A 13631-nucleotide genomic window follows, 5' to 3' on the forward strand; every position below is an offset into this window, starting at 1 on the left:
CCTGGTCGCCCAGCGACCACGGTGCCTGGTCGGCGTTCCATTCGGTGGGTGGGTCGGGCTTTGCCAGGCGGCCCCCTCCGCTCGATCCGACCGAACCCGCCGGGGGCTATTCGCCCCGGCGCAGGCTCGGCTTCAGGTCCTTGAACCGGGCCAGCAGCCCGTTGACGAACGCGGGCGAGTCGTCCGTCGAGAATTCCTTGGCCAGCTGGACGGCCTCGTCGATGGCCACGGCGTCCGGGGTGTCGTCCACCCAGATCAGCTCGTAGGCACCGAGCCGCAGGATGTTCCGGTCCGCGACCGGCATGCGGTCGAGCTCCCAGTCCACGGCGTACGTGACGATCAGGTCGTCGATGCGGTTCACCTTGTCGGCGTAACCCTCGACGAGATCCATCGTGAAGGCGCTGACCGGCGGCTGCCGGTCGTCCGACCGCGAGTGGCGGATCCAGTCCGCGAGGACCTCGCGCACGGGCACACCGCGCTGGTCGGCCTCGAACAGGATCTGGAAAGCGCGCTTGCGCGCGTTGCTCCGGGCAGCCACGGTTAGCCGTTCACCCGGCCGAGGTAGGCGCTGGTGCGGGTGTCGACCTTGATCTTCTCGCCGGTGGTGACGAAGAGCGGGACCTGGATCTCGTGGCCGGTCTCCAGCTTGGCGGGCTTGGTGCCGCCGGTGGAGCGGTCGCCCTGGACGCCCGGGTCGGTGTGCTCGATGGTCAGCTCGACGGCGGCCGGGAGCTCGACGTAGAGCACCTCGCCCTCGTGCTGGGCCACGGAGGCGGTGAAGCCCTCGATGAGGAAGTTGGCGGCGTCGCCGACGGCCTTGCGGTCGACCATCAGCTGGTCGTAGGTCTGCATGTCCATGAAGACGAAGTAGTCGCCGTCCATGTACGAGAACTGCATGTCACGGCGGTCGATGGTGGCCGTCTCGACCTTCGTGCCGGCGTTGAACGTCTTGTCGACGACCTTGCCGGAGAGCACGTGCTTGAGCTTGGTGCGCACGAAGGCCGGGCCCTTGCCGGGCTTGACGTGCTGGAACTCGACGACGGACCAGAGCTGGTCACCGTCGAGCTTGAGCACCATGCCGTTCTTGAGGTCGTTCGTGGAAGCCACGGTTGCGGAATCTCCTGCACTGGAAGACCAGGGAGGCGCGCACTACCCGGCGGTGCGGGCTAGAGCGCGAGCAGCTCCTTGGTCGTAATGGTGAGTAGCTCGGGACCGCCGTCCGCCTCGGGGCGTACGACGAGCGTGTCATCGATCCGGACACCTCCCCGGCCCGGGAGGTGAACCCCCGGTTCGACGGTGACCGGCACGCAAGCGTCCAGTTTACCCATTGCCGTAGGTGCAAGCTGCGGGTCCTCGTCGATTTCGAGACCGACCCCGTGTCCGGTCCACGGAGCGAGGGCTTCCCCGTGGCCCGCGGAGTCCAGTACGGAACGCGCCGCGTGGTCCACCTCCCGGTACGCGGCACCGGGCAGCAGGGCCTCCCGTCCGGCCCGCTGGGCCCGGAAGACGAGGTCGTACAGCTCGATCTGCCAGTCGGCGGGCGTGGTGCCGATCACGAAGGTACGGCCGATCTCGCACCGGTAGCCGCGGTAGTTGGCGCCCAGGCAGACGGAGAGGAAGTCGCCCTCCTCGACCCTGCGGTCGGAGGGGCGGTGCCGGGAGCGGCCGGAGTGCGGGCCGGTGCCCACGGAGGTCGGGAAGGCGGGGCCGTCGGCACCGTGGTCGACGAGGCGCCGCTCCAACTCCAGGGCGAGATGCCGTTCGGTGCGGCCGACGAGGATGGACTCCAGCAGCTCCCCGAGGGCTTGGTCGGCGATCTCGGCGGCGATCCGCAGGCAGGTGATCTCCTCCTCGTCCTTGACGAGGCGCTGCTGCTCCACGGCCGTCCCGAGGTCGGCCAGGCGCAGTTTCGGCGCCACGGAGCGCAGGGCGCGGTGCCGGCCGACGGTGAGGTGGTGTTCCTCCACCGCGAGGGAGTCGGCGCGGACGGCCGCGGCCATGTCCGCGGCGGCGACGGCCGGGTCCCCGCCGGGGCTCGCCAGGACGGAGAGCCTGAGGCCCTCGTCGACGCGGCCCTCGTCGACCTCACCTGTGGGCGGGGCGGCGCAGAACAGCACGTCCTCGACCGGCCCGACGAAGAGCACGGCGCCGTGCGGGGACGCCCCGGAGAGGTAGCGGACGTTCGCCGGACGCGTGATCAGCGCGGCGGCGTTTCCCGCGGCGGCGCAGCGGTCACGGAGCAGGCCGCGGCGTGCGGCGTACACGTCTGACATGTCTTCGAGCGTACGAGCGCCGGGCGCCTCCGGCCTGGTGAGCGCGTCCGTATGCGCCGGTGCGCCGCCGCTGGGCTCCGCGGTCGTGCCGGTGCGCCGCCGCTGGGCTCCGCCCCCGAGCCCCCGCGCCTCAAACGCCGGCGGGGCTGGAATTGCCCTGCGGGCAATCCGGCCCGCCCGGCAAAGGCTGCGCCGCGCGCACCTGCAAGCCGGCGCCGGCCGAATCCAGCCCCGCCGGCGTTTGAGGCGCCGCCGGAGGCAAACCAGCCTCGCCGGCGATTGAGGCGCGGGGCTGGGGCAGCGCCCCAGGACGCGGCGCCGCACCCATGGACAACGGCTAGGCCAGCGCGCGCGCCAAGGCCTCGTCCAACGCACGGGCCGTGCCCTCGACGTCCAGGTGCGAGTTGTCGATGATCGGCAGGCCGGAGCCGTACCAGCCCGCCATGCGCCCGTGGATCCGTGCGACCTCCTCGTCGGAGAGCCGCCGGTTGCCGGAGCGGGCCGCGTTGCGTTCCAGGACGATCTCCAGCCCCGGCAGCAGCACCACCGGGAGCAGGGCCGGGCCCACGTGCCGCTTCCAGCCGCCGAGGCCGACCACGGGCCGGTCGGGGAACACGGCGTCGTCGAGGATGCAGGAGATCCCGTTGGCCAGGTAGTTGCGGGCGGCGAAGCCGCAGGTGCGGCGGGCGAGGCGGTACTGGGCCTCGGAGTGCTCGTTCCAGCCCGCCTGCGGATCGGCGAAGCCCGAGCGGACCCACTCGCGGACGTCGTCGAGGCTGACGTGCGCGGTCGGCACGGGCCGGGTGCTCGCCCAGTGCCGGGCCACGGTGGTCTTGCCCGCCCCTGCCGGGCCGATCAGCAGCACGGCGAGCACGGCCCCGCCGGTGCGCGGCGCGGCCGGCGGGAGCGGGATGTGCCCGGTCGCCTCCGGCACGGGCGGCGGCGGGACCTGCGCGTGCGCGCCCGGGACCGGCGGGTGCTGGCCCGGGTGCGCGGGGTGCGGGGGGAGGCCCGGCTGCGGGGGCGCCGAGCCGGGCCAGCCGTGCGCCGGAGGTATCGGAGGCTGCGGGGGCGTCGGCGGGGGGTGCCCCGCCTGCCCCCAGCCCGCGCCGCCGCCCGTTCCCTGGTGCATCCGCTGCCACTCCGTCTCGTTCAGGCGACTGATGCGAGAACGTTATATGACGGCGGAGGCCCGGCCTCCCACGCGTACCGTCAGAGCGAGACTTCCTCCGCCAGCGCGCGCAGTGCCAGCCGGTACGAACCGAGGCCGAAGCCCGCCACCGTACCGGTCGCCACCGCCGCGATCACCGAGGTGTGCCGGAACGCCTCACGCGCGTACGGGTTCGAGATGTGCACCTCGATCAGCGGCGCGGTGCGCTGCGCCGCCGCGTCCCGCATGGCGTACGAGTAGTGCGTGAAGGCACCCGGGTTGATCACGACCGGGATCTTGCCGTCCGCCGCCTCGTGGAGCCACCGTACGATCTCGCCCTCGTCGTTGGTCTCGCGGACCTCGACGTCGAAGCCGAGTTCCTCGCCCAGCGAGCGGCAGCTCTCGACCAGCCCCGTGTACGAGGTGGCCCCGTACACGTCGGGCTCGCGGGAGCCGAGCCGGCCCAGGTTCGGCCCGTTCAGGACGAACACGCGGCGGCTCACGCCGACACCTCTCCGTACGCGGCGATCAGGTGCGCCGGGTCGGGGCCCTCCAGGACGGTCGGCTTGCCCAGCCCGTCCAGGACGATGAAGCGCAGTAGGTTGCCCCGCGACTTCTTGTCGACCTGCATGGTCTGGAGCAGCTTGGGCCACTGGTCGCCGCGGTAGGTCAGCGGCAGGCCGACCGAGGCGAGGACCGCCTTGTGCCGGTCCGCCGTCGCGTCGTCGAGACGGCCCGCGAGGCGGCCCAGCTCGGCGGCGAAGACCATGCCGACGGACACGGCCGCGCCGTGCCGCCACTTGTAGCGCTCGTTCTTCTCGATGGCGTGCGCGAGGGTGTGGCCGTAGTTGAGGATCTCGCGGAGCCCCGACTCCTTGAGGTCGCTGGAGACCACGTCGGCCTTGACCTGGATCGACCGCACGATCAGCTCGGAGGTGTGCGGGCCGGCCGGCGTACGGGCCGCCTGCGGGTCCTCCTCGATCAGTTCGAGGATCTTCGGGTCGGAGATGAATCCGGCCTTGATGATCTCGGCGAGACCGCTGACGTAGTCGTTGACCGGAAGGGATTCCAGCGCCGCCAGGTCGCACAGCACACCGGCCGGCGGGTGGAAGGAGCCCACCAGGTTCTTGCCCTCGGCCGTGTTGATGCCGGTCTTGCCGCCGACCGCCGCGTCCACCATCGCGAGGACGGTGGTCGGTACGGCGATCCAGCGCACCCCGCGCAGCCAGGTGGCCGCGACGAAGCCCGCGAGGTCGGTGGTGGCTCCCCCGCCGACGCCGACGATGACGTCGGTGCGGGTGAAGCCGGACTGGCCGAGCGCCTTCCAGCAGTACGCGGCCACCTCGGCGGTCTTGGCCTCCTCGGCGTTCGGCACCTGGATGGCGATGGCCTCGTAGCCCTGCTCGGCGAGGTCGTCGCGCAGTGCCTCACCGGTCGAGGCCAGCGCCTCGGGGTGGATCACGGCGACCCGCTGGGCCTTCGTGCCCACGAGGGCGCCGAGCTCACCGAGGAGCTGGTGTCCGACCAGCACCTCGTACGCGTCGTGGCCGGCGCTCGCGCCGACCTGGATCCGCGTCACCTGGTCCGTCATACGTCCTTCAACTCCAGAGCGTCGAGGACCGCCTGGGCGACCTCTTCGGGGGTGCGGTCGTCGGTGGCCACCACGACGCGCGCGACTTCGGTGTACAGGTGGCGTCTGGCCTCCATCAGCTCGCGCCACTGGCGGCGCGGGTTGACGGCGAGCAGCGGGCGCGCGGCGCCGAGGCCCACGCGCCGCACGGCCTCCTCGACGTCCATCGAGAGATAGACGACGGGCAGGCCCGTCAGCAGCGCGCGGGTGCCCTCGTCGAGGACGGCGCCGCCGCCGAGGGCGAGGACCCCCGTGTGGCCGGCGAGGGCGGCGGCGACCGCCTCCCTCTCCAGCTCACGGAAGTACGGCTCGCCCTCGTCGACGAAGATGTCGGAGATCTCGCGGCCCTGGGCGGCGACGATGTCCGCGTCGGTGTCCCGGTAGGGGACGCCGAGCCGGTCGGCGAGCAGGCCTCCGACGGTGGACTTGCCGGAGCCCATGGGGCCGACGAGAACGACGAGCGGTCCGCCCGTCACCGGATCTGCAGGTTGTCGAGGTACGACTGCACGTTGCGCCGGGTCTCGGGGACCGAGTCGCCGCCGAACTTCTCGACGACGGCGTCGGCCAGCACGAGGGCGACCATCGCCTCGGCGACGATGCCGGCGGCCGGGACGGCACACACGTCGGAGCGCTGGTGGTGGGCCACCGTCGCCTCACCGGTGGCGACGTCCACGGTGGCCAGGGCGCGCGGCACGGTCGCGATGGGCTTCATCGCGGCGCGGACGCGCAGCAGCTCGCCGGTGGTCAGACCGCCCTCGGTGCCGCCGGCGCGACCGGAGGTCCGCTTGAGGCCCTCGGGGGTGGAGACGATCTCGTCGTGGGCCTTGGAGCCGGGCACGCGGGCGAGCTCGAAGCCGTCGCCGACCTCGACGCCCTTGATGGCCTGGATGCCCATGAGCGCGCCGGCGAGGCGGGCGTCGAGGCGGCGGTCCCAGTGGACGTGCGAGCCGAGGCCGACGGGCACGCCGTAGGCCAGGACCTCGACCACGCCACCGAGGGTGTCGCCGTCCTTGTGGGCCTGGTCGATCTCGGCGACCATCGCCTTGCTCGCGTCGGCGTCGAGGCAGCGCACCGGGTCGGCGTCGAGCTTCTCCACGTCGGCGGGGGTCGGGTAGACGCCGTACGGCGCCTTGGCCGCGGCCAGCTCCACCACGTGCGACACGATCTCGATGCCCGCGACCTCCTTGAGGAAGGACCGGGCGATCGCGCCGAGGGCGACGCGGGCGGCCGTCTCACGGGCGCTCGCGCGCTCCAGGATCGGCCGGGCCTCGTCGAAGCCGTACTTCTGCATTCCGGCGAGGTCGGCGTGACCGGGCCGCGGACGCGTCAGCGCCGCGTTGCGGCCGGTGTCCTTCAGCAGCGAGGGGTCGACCGGGTCGGCCGACATGACCGTCTCCCACTTGGGCCACTCGCTGTTGCCGACCATGACGGCGACGGGGGAACCCAGCGAAAGCCCGTGCCGGACACCGCCCAGGAAGGTGATCTCGTCCTGCTCGAACTTCATGCGGGCGCCACGCCCATAACCGAGCCGGCGACGGGCCAGGTGGTCGGCCACCAGCTCAGTGGTGACCGGAACGCCGGCGGGAAGCCCCTCCAGCGTCGCTACCAGCGCCGGTCCGTGCGACTCCCCGGCGGTCAGCCAACGCAACCTGCTCAACGATGCTCCTCATGCTCGCGCCTGGTACAGCGATGGCGCGATCGGGTGCGCGGCCCTGACCCGCCGTACCCGATCCTCCCACGTCCGAGGGGGTTTTACGGGCCCCGGTCCAGCAATCGGACGCCTTGTCCGTCAGGTGGCCCGGGTGGAGCGGCGGCGGAGCCACGTGATCGCCGTCCACAGGGCGACGGAACCGATGATTCCGAGGATGATCGCCTTGGCCCAGCCCGGGAGGACGTTGCCGAGCAGCACTCTGAGCATGCCGCCGAGCAGGCTGGGGACGATGTCCCACTTCGACGCCAGCATCTGCCCGGCACCCATCTCTTCCAAAGCCGCCCCCGTGATCGAATACGCAGGCGGGCAGCCTAACGGGCGGCCAGTGCCCGTTCTCCGGCGGCCCTCATCGCGGCGAGCGGGCCCGGGGCGCGGCCGGTCATCTGCTCGACCTGGAGCACGGCCTGGTGGACGAGCAGGTCCAGTCCGCCGACGACCTTGCCGCCCCGGCGGTCCCAGGCGGCCGCGAGGGCGGTCGGCCAGGGGTCGTACAGGACGTCGAAGAGGGTGCCCGCCCCTTCGGGTACGGAGGCGGCCAAGGCGTCCGTCGTACCGGCCGGGGTGGTCGCGATCACCAGCGGCGCCGACAACGCCTCGGCGGCGTCGGACCAGTCGGCCGTGCGGACGGTCACGCCGAGCCGCTCGCCCCAGCCGCGCATCTCGTCGGCCCGGGCGTCGGAGCGGACGTACGCCGTGACCTCGCCCGTGCAGATCCGGGAGAGGGCGGCGAGCGCCGAAGAAGCGGTAGCCCCGGCACCGAGGATGGCGGCCGAGGGGACCTTCTCGACGCCGCGCTCGTGGAGCGCGGCGACGATCCCGGGGATGTCGGTGTTGTCGCCGAGGCGGCGGCCGTCCTTCGTGAGGACGACCGTGTTGACCGCCTCGACGGAGGCGGCGGTGTCGCTGATCCCGTCGAGCAGCGGGATGATCGCCCGCTTCAGCGGCATGGTCAGCGACAGCCCGGCCCACTCGGGGCCGAGTCCGGAGACGAACCCGGGGAGCGCGGCCTCGTCGATCTCGAAGCGGTCGTAGGACCAGTCGTCGAGGCCGAGCTCCTGGTAGGCGGCGCGGTGCAGCACCGGTGAGAGGGAGTGCTCGATGGGCGAACCCAGCACCGCGGCCCTTATGTGAGACATGTCCTGCTATCCGCCGTTCTTCTGCTTCTGCCGTTCCTGGAACTCGGCGACGAGCTTGAGGTGCTCGTCGTACGTCTTGGTGAAGGTCGTCGTGTTGCCGTCGACCGACACGAAGAACATCCAGCCGCCATGATCCGGGTTGAGCGTAGCGGTCAGCGCGTCCATGCCCGGGTTGCCGATCGGGCCGACGGGCAGTCCCTTGATGAAGTGCGTGTTGTAGGGGTTGTTGAACGCCTGGGCTTCCTTGAGGTTGAAGTTGATCTCGCTCTGGCCCTTGGCGTAGTTGTACGTCGAGTCGAACTCGATCTTCTGGTTCGTGACGTCGTTGGTCTTCTTGAGGCGGTTGTAGACCACCTCGGACATCTTCCGGAAGTCGTCGTGGTTCTTGCCCTCGGCGTTGACGAGGCTGGCGACCGTGATCACCTGGAGCGGGTTCTCCAGGCCCAGCTCCTTGGCCTTGCCCTCGACGCCCAGCTCCGTGTACTTGTCGGACGCGTTCTTGACCATCTGCTTGAGCAGGGACTCGGGGGTGCTGTCCTTGCTGAGGTCGTAGCGCGTCGGGTACAGGAAGCCTTCGAGCGGGTCCTTGATCTTCGGGTTGTTGGCGGCCCAGGCCGGCAGTCCGAGGTTCTTGGCCTCTCGCTGGGCGATGCCCTCGGTGGTGCCCGCGGGCTTTTCCAGTTTCTTGTCGATCGCCTCGTACACCTTGGTGTTGCGCATGCCCTCGGTGACGGTGATGACTTTCAGCTTGCTGGGGTCGAGCATCAGCGCGACGGCGGCCGCACCCGACATCTTCTTCTGCATCGGGTATTGACCGGGTTGGATGGACTTGCCCCTGGGGTTGGCACCCGCGGCGTCGACGAAGGCCTGGGCGCTGGCGACCACGCCCGCTTCCTTGAGGATCCGGCCCATCTGTCCGAGGCCGGCGCCCTTGGGGATGTCGACGTCGACGATCTCGCTGGTGCCTTCGCCAACGAAGTCCTCCGCGGCGCCGAACTTGTCCTTGATGAAGGTGTAGCCGTAGTACCCGCCGCCGCCGAGCACGCCCACGATGACGAGAGAGGCGATCAGGCAGGCCGCGCCGCTGCGCTTCTTGGGCTTGCCGCCCTTGCCGCCCTTGGAGCGGCCGCCGCGGCGCCCGCCGCCGCCACCGGTGTCGTCGCCGTCCTCGGCGTCGCCCCCACCGGCGAAGAACGTGTCCTCCGGCTCCTCGTCCTGCTGCTCGGGGAGCTGCGGTTCGAGGTGGCGCAGGTTCGGGGGCTGCGGCGGCGGGTAGGCGTCGGCCGTCGTGTAGAGGTCCGGGTTCTCACCCGGGTAGCCGGCGGCGGCCTGCTGAGCGTACGGGTCCACGCCGGCGTAGGGATCGGCCGGGGCCGTGGCGACGTACTGCTGTTGGCCGGTGTCCCAGCCCTGGGCGTCGTACACCGGCTGCTGGGGCTGCTGGGGCTGCTGCGGGTACTGGGGGTGCTGGGCCTGCTGCGGGTGCTGGACGTGCTGCGGCTGCTGGGCCTGCTGCGGGTACTGCGGGGCATAGCCCTGCTGCTGCGCGGGGTACTGCTGCTGCGGGTACTGCTGCTGGTACTGCGGGTCCTGCGCGTACTGCTGCTGCTCGCCGCCGTAGGGCACCTGTCCCTGCTGGGTCTGGTGCCCGGTCCATCCCTGGTCCCCGTACAGGGGGTCCTCGGGATGCCACGGTTCGGAGCCGTGGCCCCGTCCATACTCAGTCATCGGTCCCCTAGAGCCGCGAGACGAAAGCGACGGCTGTTCGAATGCCGTCTCATCGCGCGGAACGTTACCGTACCGCGATCAGACAACCACTTCGACGCACTCACCAGGCGGATTACCTGATACCCGTTCGGTCTCAAGAGCGTTCTGGAGGATCACCACAGCGGCCGCCTGGTCGATGACCGACCGGCCCTTCTTGGCGTTCTTCCCGGAAGCCCGCAGCCCCTGGGCGGCGGTGACCGTGGTCATCCGCTCGTCCACCAGACGGACCGTCACCGGCTTGATGCCCTTGGCGAGTTCGTTCGCGAAGGCCCGAACCTTGGCCGCGGCCGGCCCCTCCCGCCCGCTGAGCGAGCGGGGGAGGCCGACCACGACTTCGAGGGGCTCGTACTCCTCGACGAGCTGCCGCAGCCGCCGGTGGGCGAAGGGGATGTCCCGGCCCGGGACGGTTTCCACCGGTGTGGCGAGCACCCCGTCGGGGTCGCACGAGGCGACCCCGATCCGGGCGTCCCCGACGTCGATGGCGAGCCGGCGGCCGCGGCGCAGTGTCATCGTCAGACCGTCTCTACGACGAGACGCTCGACCGCGGCGATGGCCTCGGGCACGGCGGCCGGGTTCTGGCCGCCGCCCTGGGCGACGTCCGGCTTGCCGCCACCGCCGCCACCGAGGGTCTTGGCGGCCGTGCGCACCAGGTCACCGGCCTTGAGGCCGCGCTCGCGGGCCGCCTCGTTGGTGGCGATGACCGTCAGCGGGCGGTCGTTCGCCACGGTGAAGAGGGCGACCACGGCCGGACGGTCGCCCGGGATGCGGCCGCGGACGTCGAGGACCAGCTTGCGCAGGTCGTCGGCGCCCGTGCCGTCCGGCACCTGGCCGACGACGAGGGCGACGCCGTGGATGTCCTGCGCGTTCTGGGCGAGACCGGCGGCGGCCTGGAGGACCTTCTCCGCGCGGAACTTCTCGATCTCCTTCTCGGCGTCCTTCAGCTTGCCGAGCATGGAGGCGATCTTCTCCGGCAGCTCCTCCGGACGGCCCTTGACCAGCTCCTGGAGCTGGGCGACGACCGTGTGCTCCTTGGCGAGGAAGTTGTACGCGTCCACGCCGACGAGGGCCTCGACGCGGCGCACGCCGGAGCCGATGGAGGACTCGCCGAGCAGCTTCACCAGGCCGAGCTGGCTGGTGTTGCCGACGTGCGTGCCGCCGCACAGCTCCTTGGAGAAGTCGCCGATGGTGACGACGCGCACGCGCTCGCCGTACTTCTCGCCGAACTCGGCGATGGCGCCCTGCTTCTTCGCCTCGTCGATGCTCATGACCTCGGCGGTGACGTCCAGCTCGCGGGAGAGCACGTCGTTGATCTTCTGCTCGACGTCGGTCAGGACCGAGCCGGGGACGGCGTTCGGGGAACCGAAGTCGAAGCGGAAGCGGCCGGGCGAGTTCTCGGAACCGGCCTGGGCGGCCGTCGGGCCGAGGGCGTCGCGCAGCGCCTGGTGGGTCAGGTGGGTGGCCGAGTGGGCGCGGGCGATGGCCCGGCGGCGGTTGATGTCGATGGCGGCGTACGCGGAGGCGCCCACCGTCACCTCGCCGACCTGGACGGAGCCCTTGTGCACGGAGACGCCGGGGACCGGCTGCTGGACGTCGCGGACGTTGATGATCGCGCCGGAGTCGAGCTTGATGCGGCCCTGGTCGGCGAGCTGGCCGCCGCCCTCGGCGTAGAAGGGGGTGCGGTCGAGGACGACCTCGACCTCGTCGCCCTCGGAGGCGGCGGGCGCGGAGACGCCGTTGACCAGGAGGCCGACGATGGTGGACTCGCCCTGGGTGGTGGCGTAGCCGGTGAACTCGGTGGCGCCGGCGTTGTCGGCGATCTCGCGGTAGGAGGAGACGTCGGCGTGGCCGGTCTTCTTGGCCTTGGCGTCGGCCTTGGCGCGGTCGCGCTGCTCCTGCATCAGGCGGCGGAAGCCGGCCTCGTCCACGGACAGGCCCTGCTCGGAGGCCATCTCCAGGGTGAGGTCGATCGGGAAGCCCCAGGTGTCGTGGAGCAGGAACGCCTTCTCGCCGGAGAGGACCTTGCCGCCGACGGCCTTGGTCTCGGTGACGGCGGTGTCGAGGATGTTCGTGCCGCCCTTGAGGGCCTTCAGGAAGGCGGCCTCTTCGGCGAGCGCGACGGTCTCGATGCGCTTGCGGTCGGTGACGAGCTCCGGGTACTGCTGCCCCATCGTGTTGATCACGACGTCGACGAGTTCCTGGACCACCGGGCCGGTGGCGCCCATGAGGCGCATGTTGCGGATGGCGCGGCGCATGATGCGGCGCAGCACGTAGCCGCGGCCCTCGTTGCCGGGGGTGACGCCGTCGCCGATGAGCATGACGGAGGTGCGGATGTGGTCTGCGACCACGCGCATGGACACGTCGGTGTCCTTGGCCGCGCCGTACTGCACACCGGTCAGCTCGGTGGCCTTGTCCATGACCACGCGCAGGGTGTCGGTCTCGTACATGTTCTGCACGCCCTGCAGGATCATCGCGAGGCGTTCGAGGCCGAGACCGGTGTCGATGTTCTTCGACGGCAGGTCGCCGAGGATCGGGAAGTCTTCCTTGCCGTCGCCGGCGCCGCGCTCGTACTGCATGAAGACCAGGTTCCAGATCTCCACGTAGCGCTCGTCGTTGACGGCCGGGCCGCCCTCGACGCCGAACTCCGGGCCGCGGTCGTAGTTGATCTCGGAGCACGGGCCGCAGGGACCCGGGACGCCCATGGACCAGAAGTTGTCCTTCTTGCCCAGGCGCTGGATGCGCTCGGCGGGGACGCCGATCACGTCGCGCCAGATCGTCTCGGCCTCGTCGTCGTCGAGGTAGACGGTGATCCAGAGCTTCTCCGGCTCCAGGCCGTAGCCGCCGTCCGCCACGGAGCTGGTGAGCAGCTCCCAGGCGTACTTGATGGCGCCTTCCTTGAAGTAGTCGCCGAAGGAGAAGTTGCCGCACATCTGGAAGAACGTGCCGTGGCGGGTGGTCTTGCCGACCTCTTCGATGTCCGGCGTGCGGACGCACTTCTGCACGCTGGTGGCACGGGGGGCCGGGGGCTTGGTCTCACCGAGGAAGTACGGCTTGAAGGGGACCATGCCCGCGTTGACCAGCAGCAGAGTCGGGTCGTCCGCGATGAGCGACGCCGAAGGGACAACGGCGTGACCGCGCTCCTCGAAGAAGCTCAGCCAGCGGCGGCGGATTTCAGCCGACTCCATCAGTGGTCCTCATTCCGGTTGTACGAAAACTTCAGGGGGGTGGTCTTGTCGTTCTGGATGGCCCGCATCCGCCGCGGCCCGGGCAGGGCGGTGACGTTGTCGGGCCGGTCGGGATCCTGGTGCAGTCCCAGCGCGTCGTTCAGCTCGTCCTCGCGCTGCGTCATTCCCGACTTGACGTCGAGGGCGAAGTCCTTGAGGCGGTGTCCCGCCTCCACTGCCTTGTCGGCGGCCTGGGCGGCGAGGCTCTCCGGCGTCAGCTTCTTCAGCTTGCGGTTGACCTTGGTGGTGGCCCACACGCCGGCGGCCGCGCCGGCGGTGAACCAGAAGGCTCGGCGGAACATCGGAGGTCTCAGCCCTTCTGCTTCCGGCGGCGCGGCGCCGGCACGGTACGGCCAACGATCACGTTACGTCGGGACGTCTTCTGCGGCGCGTCCTGCGGGGTCTTGCCCAGCGCCTTGCGGACGCCGTAACCGAAGGCCGCGACCTTGACCAGCGGCCCGCCGAAGGCGGTCGCCACGGTGGAGGAGAGCGCGGAGGCGTTGGAGGTGACCTCCTGGACGTCGCTCGCGATGGCGTCCACCCGGTCGAGCTGGGTGCGCGCGGAGCGGACGGTGGTGGAGGCGTCCGCCAGCAGCGGGACGGCCTGGTCGGTGACCTCGGCCACCAGCTTGGTGGTCGCCTTGAGCACCTGGGCCAGTCTCACCAGCACCACGGCCAGGAAGGAGACCAGGATCGCCCAGAAGACGGCCACGAGGATCCCGGCCACCTCTCCACCGGACACG

Annotated in this window: 15 protein-coding genes; all 15 read right to left on the bottom strand. The window is 71.0% G+C overall.

Translation table 11 applies throughout. The features are described from left to right. Positions 1-106: 106 nt before the first annotated feature. The gene (gene nusB, locus ACFYYJ_RS20285) at positions 107-538 is read right to left on the bottom strand and encodes a transcription antitermination factor NusB (RefSeq protein WP_384759241.1); all 432 of its coding nucleotides are present in this window, start codon (positions 536-538) and stop codon (positions 107-109) included. A 2-nt stretch (positions 539-540) separates the two neighbouring features. Then, positions 541-1107 carry an elongation factor P gene (efp, locus tag ACFYYJ_RS20290; RefSeq protein ID WP_384737236.1) on the bottom strand — a complete coding sequence of 189 codons (567 nt, stop codon included), beginning with the start codon at positions 1105-1107 and terminating at the stop codon, positions 541-543. Between the two features lie 59 nt (positions 1108-1166). Further along, positions 1167-2273, bottom strand: a complete 1107-nt coding sequence (locus ACFYYJ_RS20295) for an aminopeptidase P family protein (protein ID WP_385133053.1) — start codon at positions 2271-2273, stop codon at positions 1167-1169. Positions 2274-2610: 337 nt separating this feature from the next. Beyond that, entirely contained in the window at positions 2611-3405 is a 795-nt protein-coding gene (locus ACFYYJ_RS20300; RefSeq protein WP_385133056.1) for an AAA family ATPase, read from the bottom strand. An 80-nt stretch (positions 3406-3485) separates the two neighbouring features. Next, positions 3486-3926 carry a type II 3-dehydroquinate dehydratase gene (gene aroQ / locus ACFYYJ_RS20305; protein ID WP_385133059.1) on the bottom strand — a complete coding sequence of 147 codons (441 nt, stop codon included), beginning with the start codon at positions 3924-3926 and terminating at the stop codon, positions 3486-3488. After that, a complete protein-coding gene (gene aroB, locus ACFYYJ_RS20310; protein ID WP_384748850.1) occupies positions 3923-5014 on the bottom strand; it encodes a 3-dehydroquinate synthase in 1092 nt (363 codons plus the stop codon). The genes aroQ and aroB overlap by 4 nt, the downstream gene beginning before the upstream one ends. Next, positions 5011-5529, bottom strand: a complete 519-nt coding sequence (locus ACFYYJ_RS20315; protein WP_385133061.1) for a shikimate kinase — start codon at positions 5527-5529, stop codon at positions 5011-5013. Before ACFYYJ_RS20315 ends, aroB begins: the two co-directional genes overlap by 4 nt. Beyond that, complete coding sequence (gene aroC, locus ACFYYJ_RS20320) at positions 5526-6710, bottom strand: chorismate synthase (RefSeq protein WP_365172663.1); 1185 nt, start codon at positions 6708-6710, stop codon at positions 5526-5528. The genes ACFYYJ_RS20315 and aroC overlap by 4 nt, the downstream gene beginning before the upstream one ends. Positions 6711-6842: 132 nt before the next feature. Further along, a complete protein-coding gene (locus ACFYYJ_RS20325) occupies positions 6843-7040 on the bottom strand; it encodes a hypothetical protein (protein WP_385133064.1) in 198 nt (65 codons plus the stop codon). Between the two features lie 35 nt (positions 7041-7075). Then, a complete protein-coding gene (locus ACFYYJ_RS20330; protein ID WP_389134201.1) occupies positions 7076-7900 on the bottom strand; it encodes a shikimate dehydrogenase in 825 nt (274 codons plus the stop codon). A 6-nt stretch (positions 7901-7906) separates the two neighbouring features. Continuing rightward, positions 7907-9628 (bottom strand): endolytic transglycosylase MltG, encoded by a 1722-nt coding sequence (mltG, locus tag ACFYYJ_RS20335; protein ID WP_389134204.1) that lies wholly within the window; start codon positions 9626-9628, stop codon positions 7907-7909. A 78-nt stretch (positions 9629-9706) separates the two neighbouring features. Continuing rightward, the gene (gene ruvX / locus ACFYYJ_RS20340) at positions 9707-10177 is read right to left on the bottom strand and encodes a Holliday junction resolvase RuvX (RefSeq protein WP_150256582.1); all 471 of its coding nucleotides are present in this window, start codon (positions 10175-10177) and stop codon (positions 9707-9709) included. Positions 10178-10179: 2 nt separating this feature from the next. Then, positions 10180-12849 carry an alanine--tRNA ligase gene (alaS, locus tag ACFYYJ_RS20345; RefSeq protein WP_385133073.1) on the bottom strand — a complete coding sequence of 890 codons (2670 nt, stop codon included), beginning with the start codon at positions 12847-12849 and terminating at the stop codon, positions 10180-10182. After that, entirely contained in the window at positions 12849-13190 is a 342-nt protein-coding gene (locus tag ACFYYJ_RS20350; protein ID WP_385133076.1) for a DUF6167 family protein, read from the bottom strand. The genes alaS and ACFYYJ_RS20350 overlap by 1 nt, the downstream gene beginning before the upstream one ends. 8 nt (positions 13191-13198) lie before the next feature. After that, complete coding sequence (locus ACFYYJ_RS20355; protein ID WP_376659570.1) at positions 13199-13630, bottom strand: DUF948 domain-containing protein; 432 nt, start codon at positions 13628-13630, stop codon at positions 13199-13201. Position 13631: the final 1 nt, after the last annotated feature.

Source organism: Streptomyces sp. NPDC002467 (assembly GCF_042889825.1).
Classification (GTDB): Bacteria; Actinomycetota; Actinomycetes; order Streptomycetales; family Streptomycetaceae; genus Streptomyces.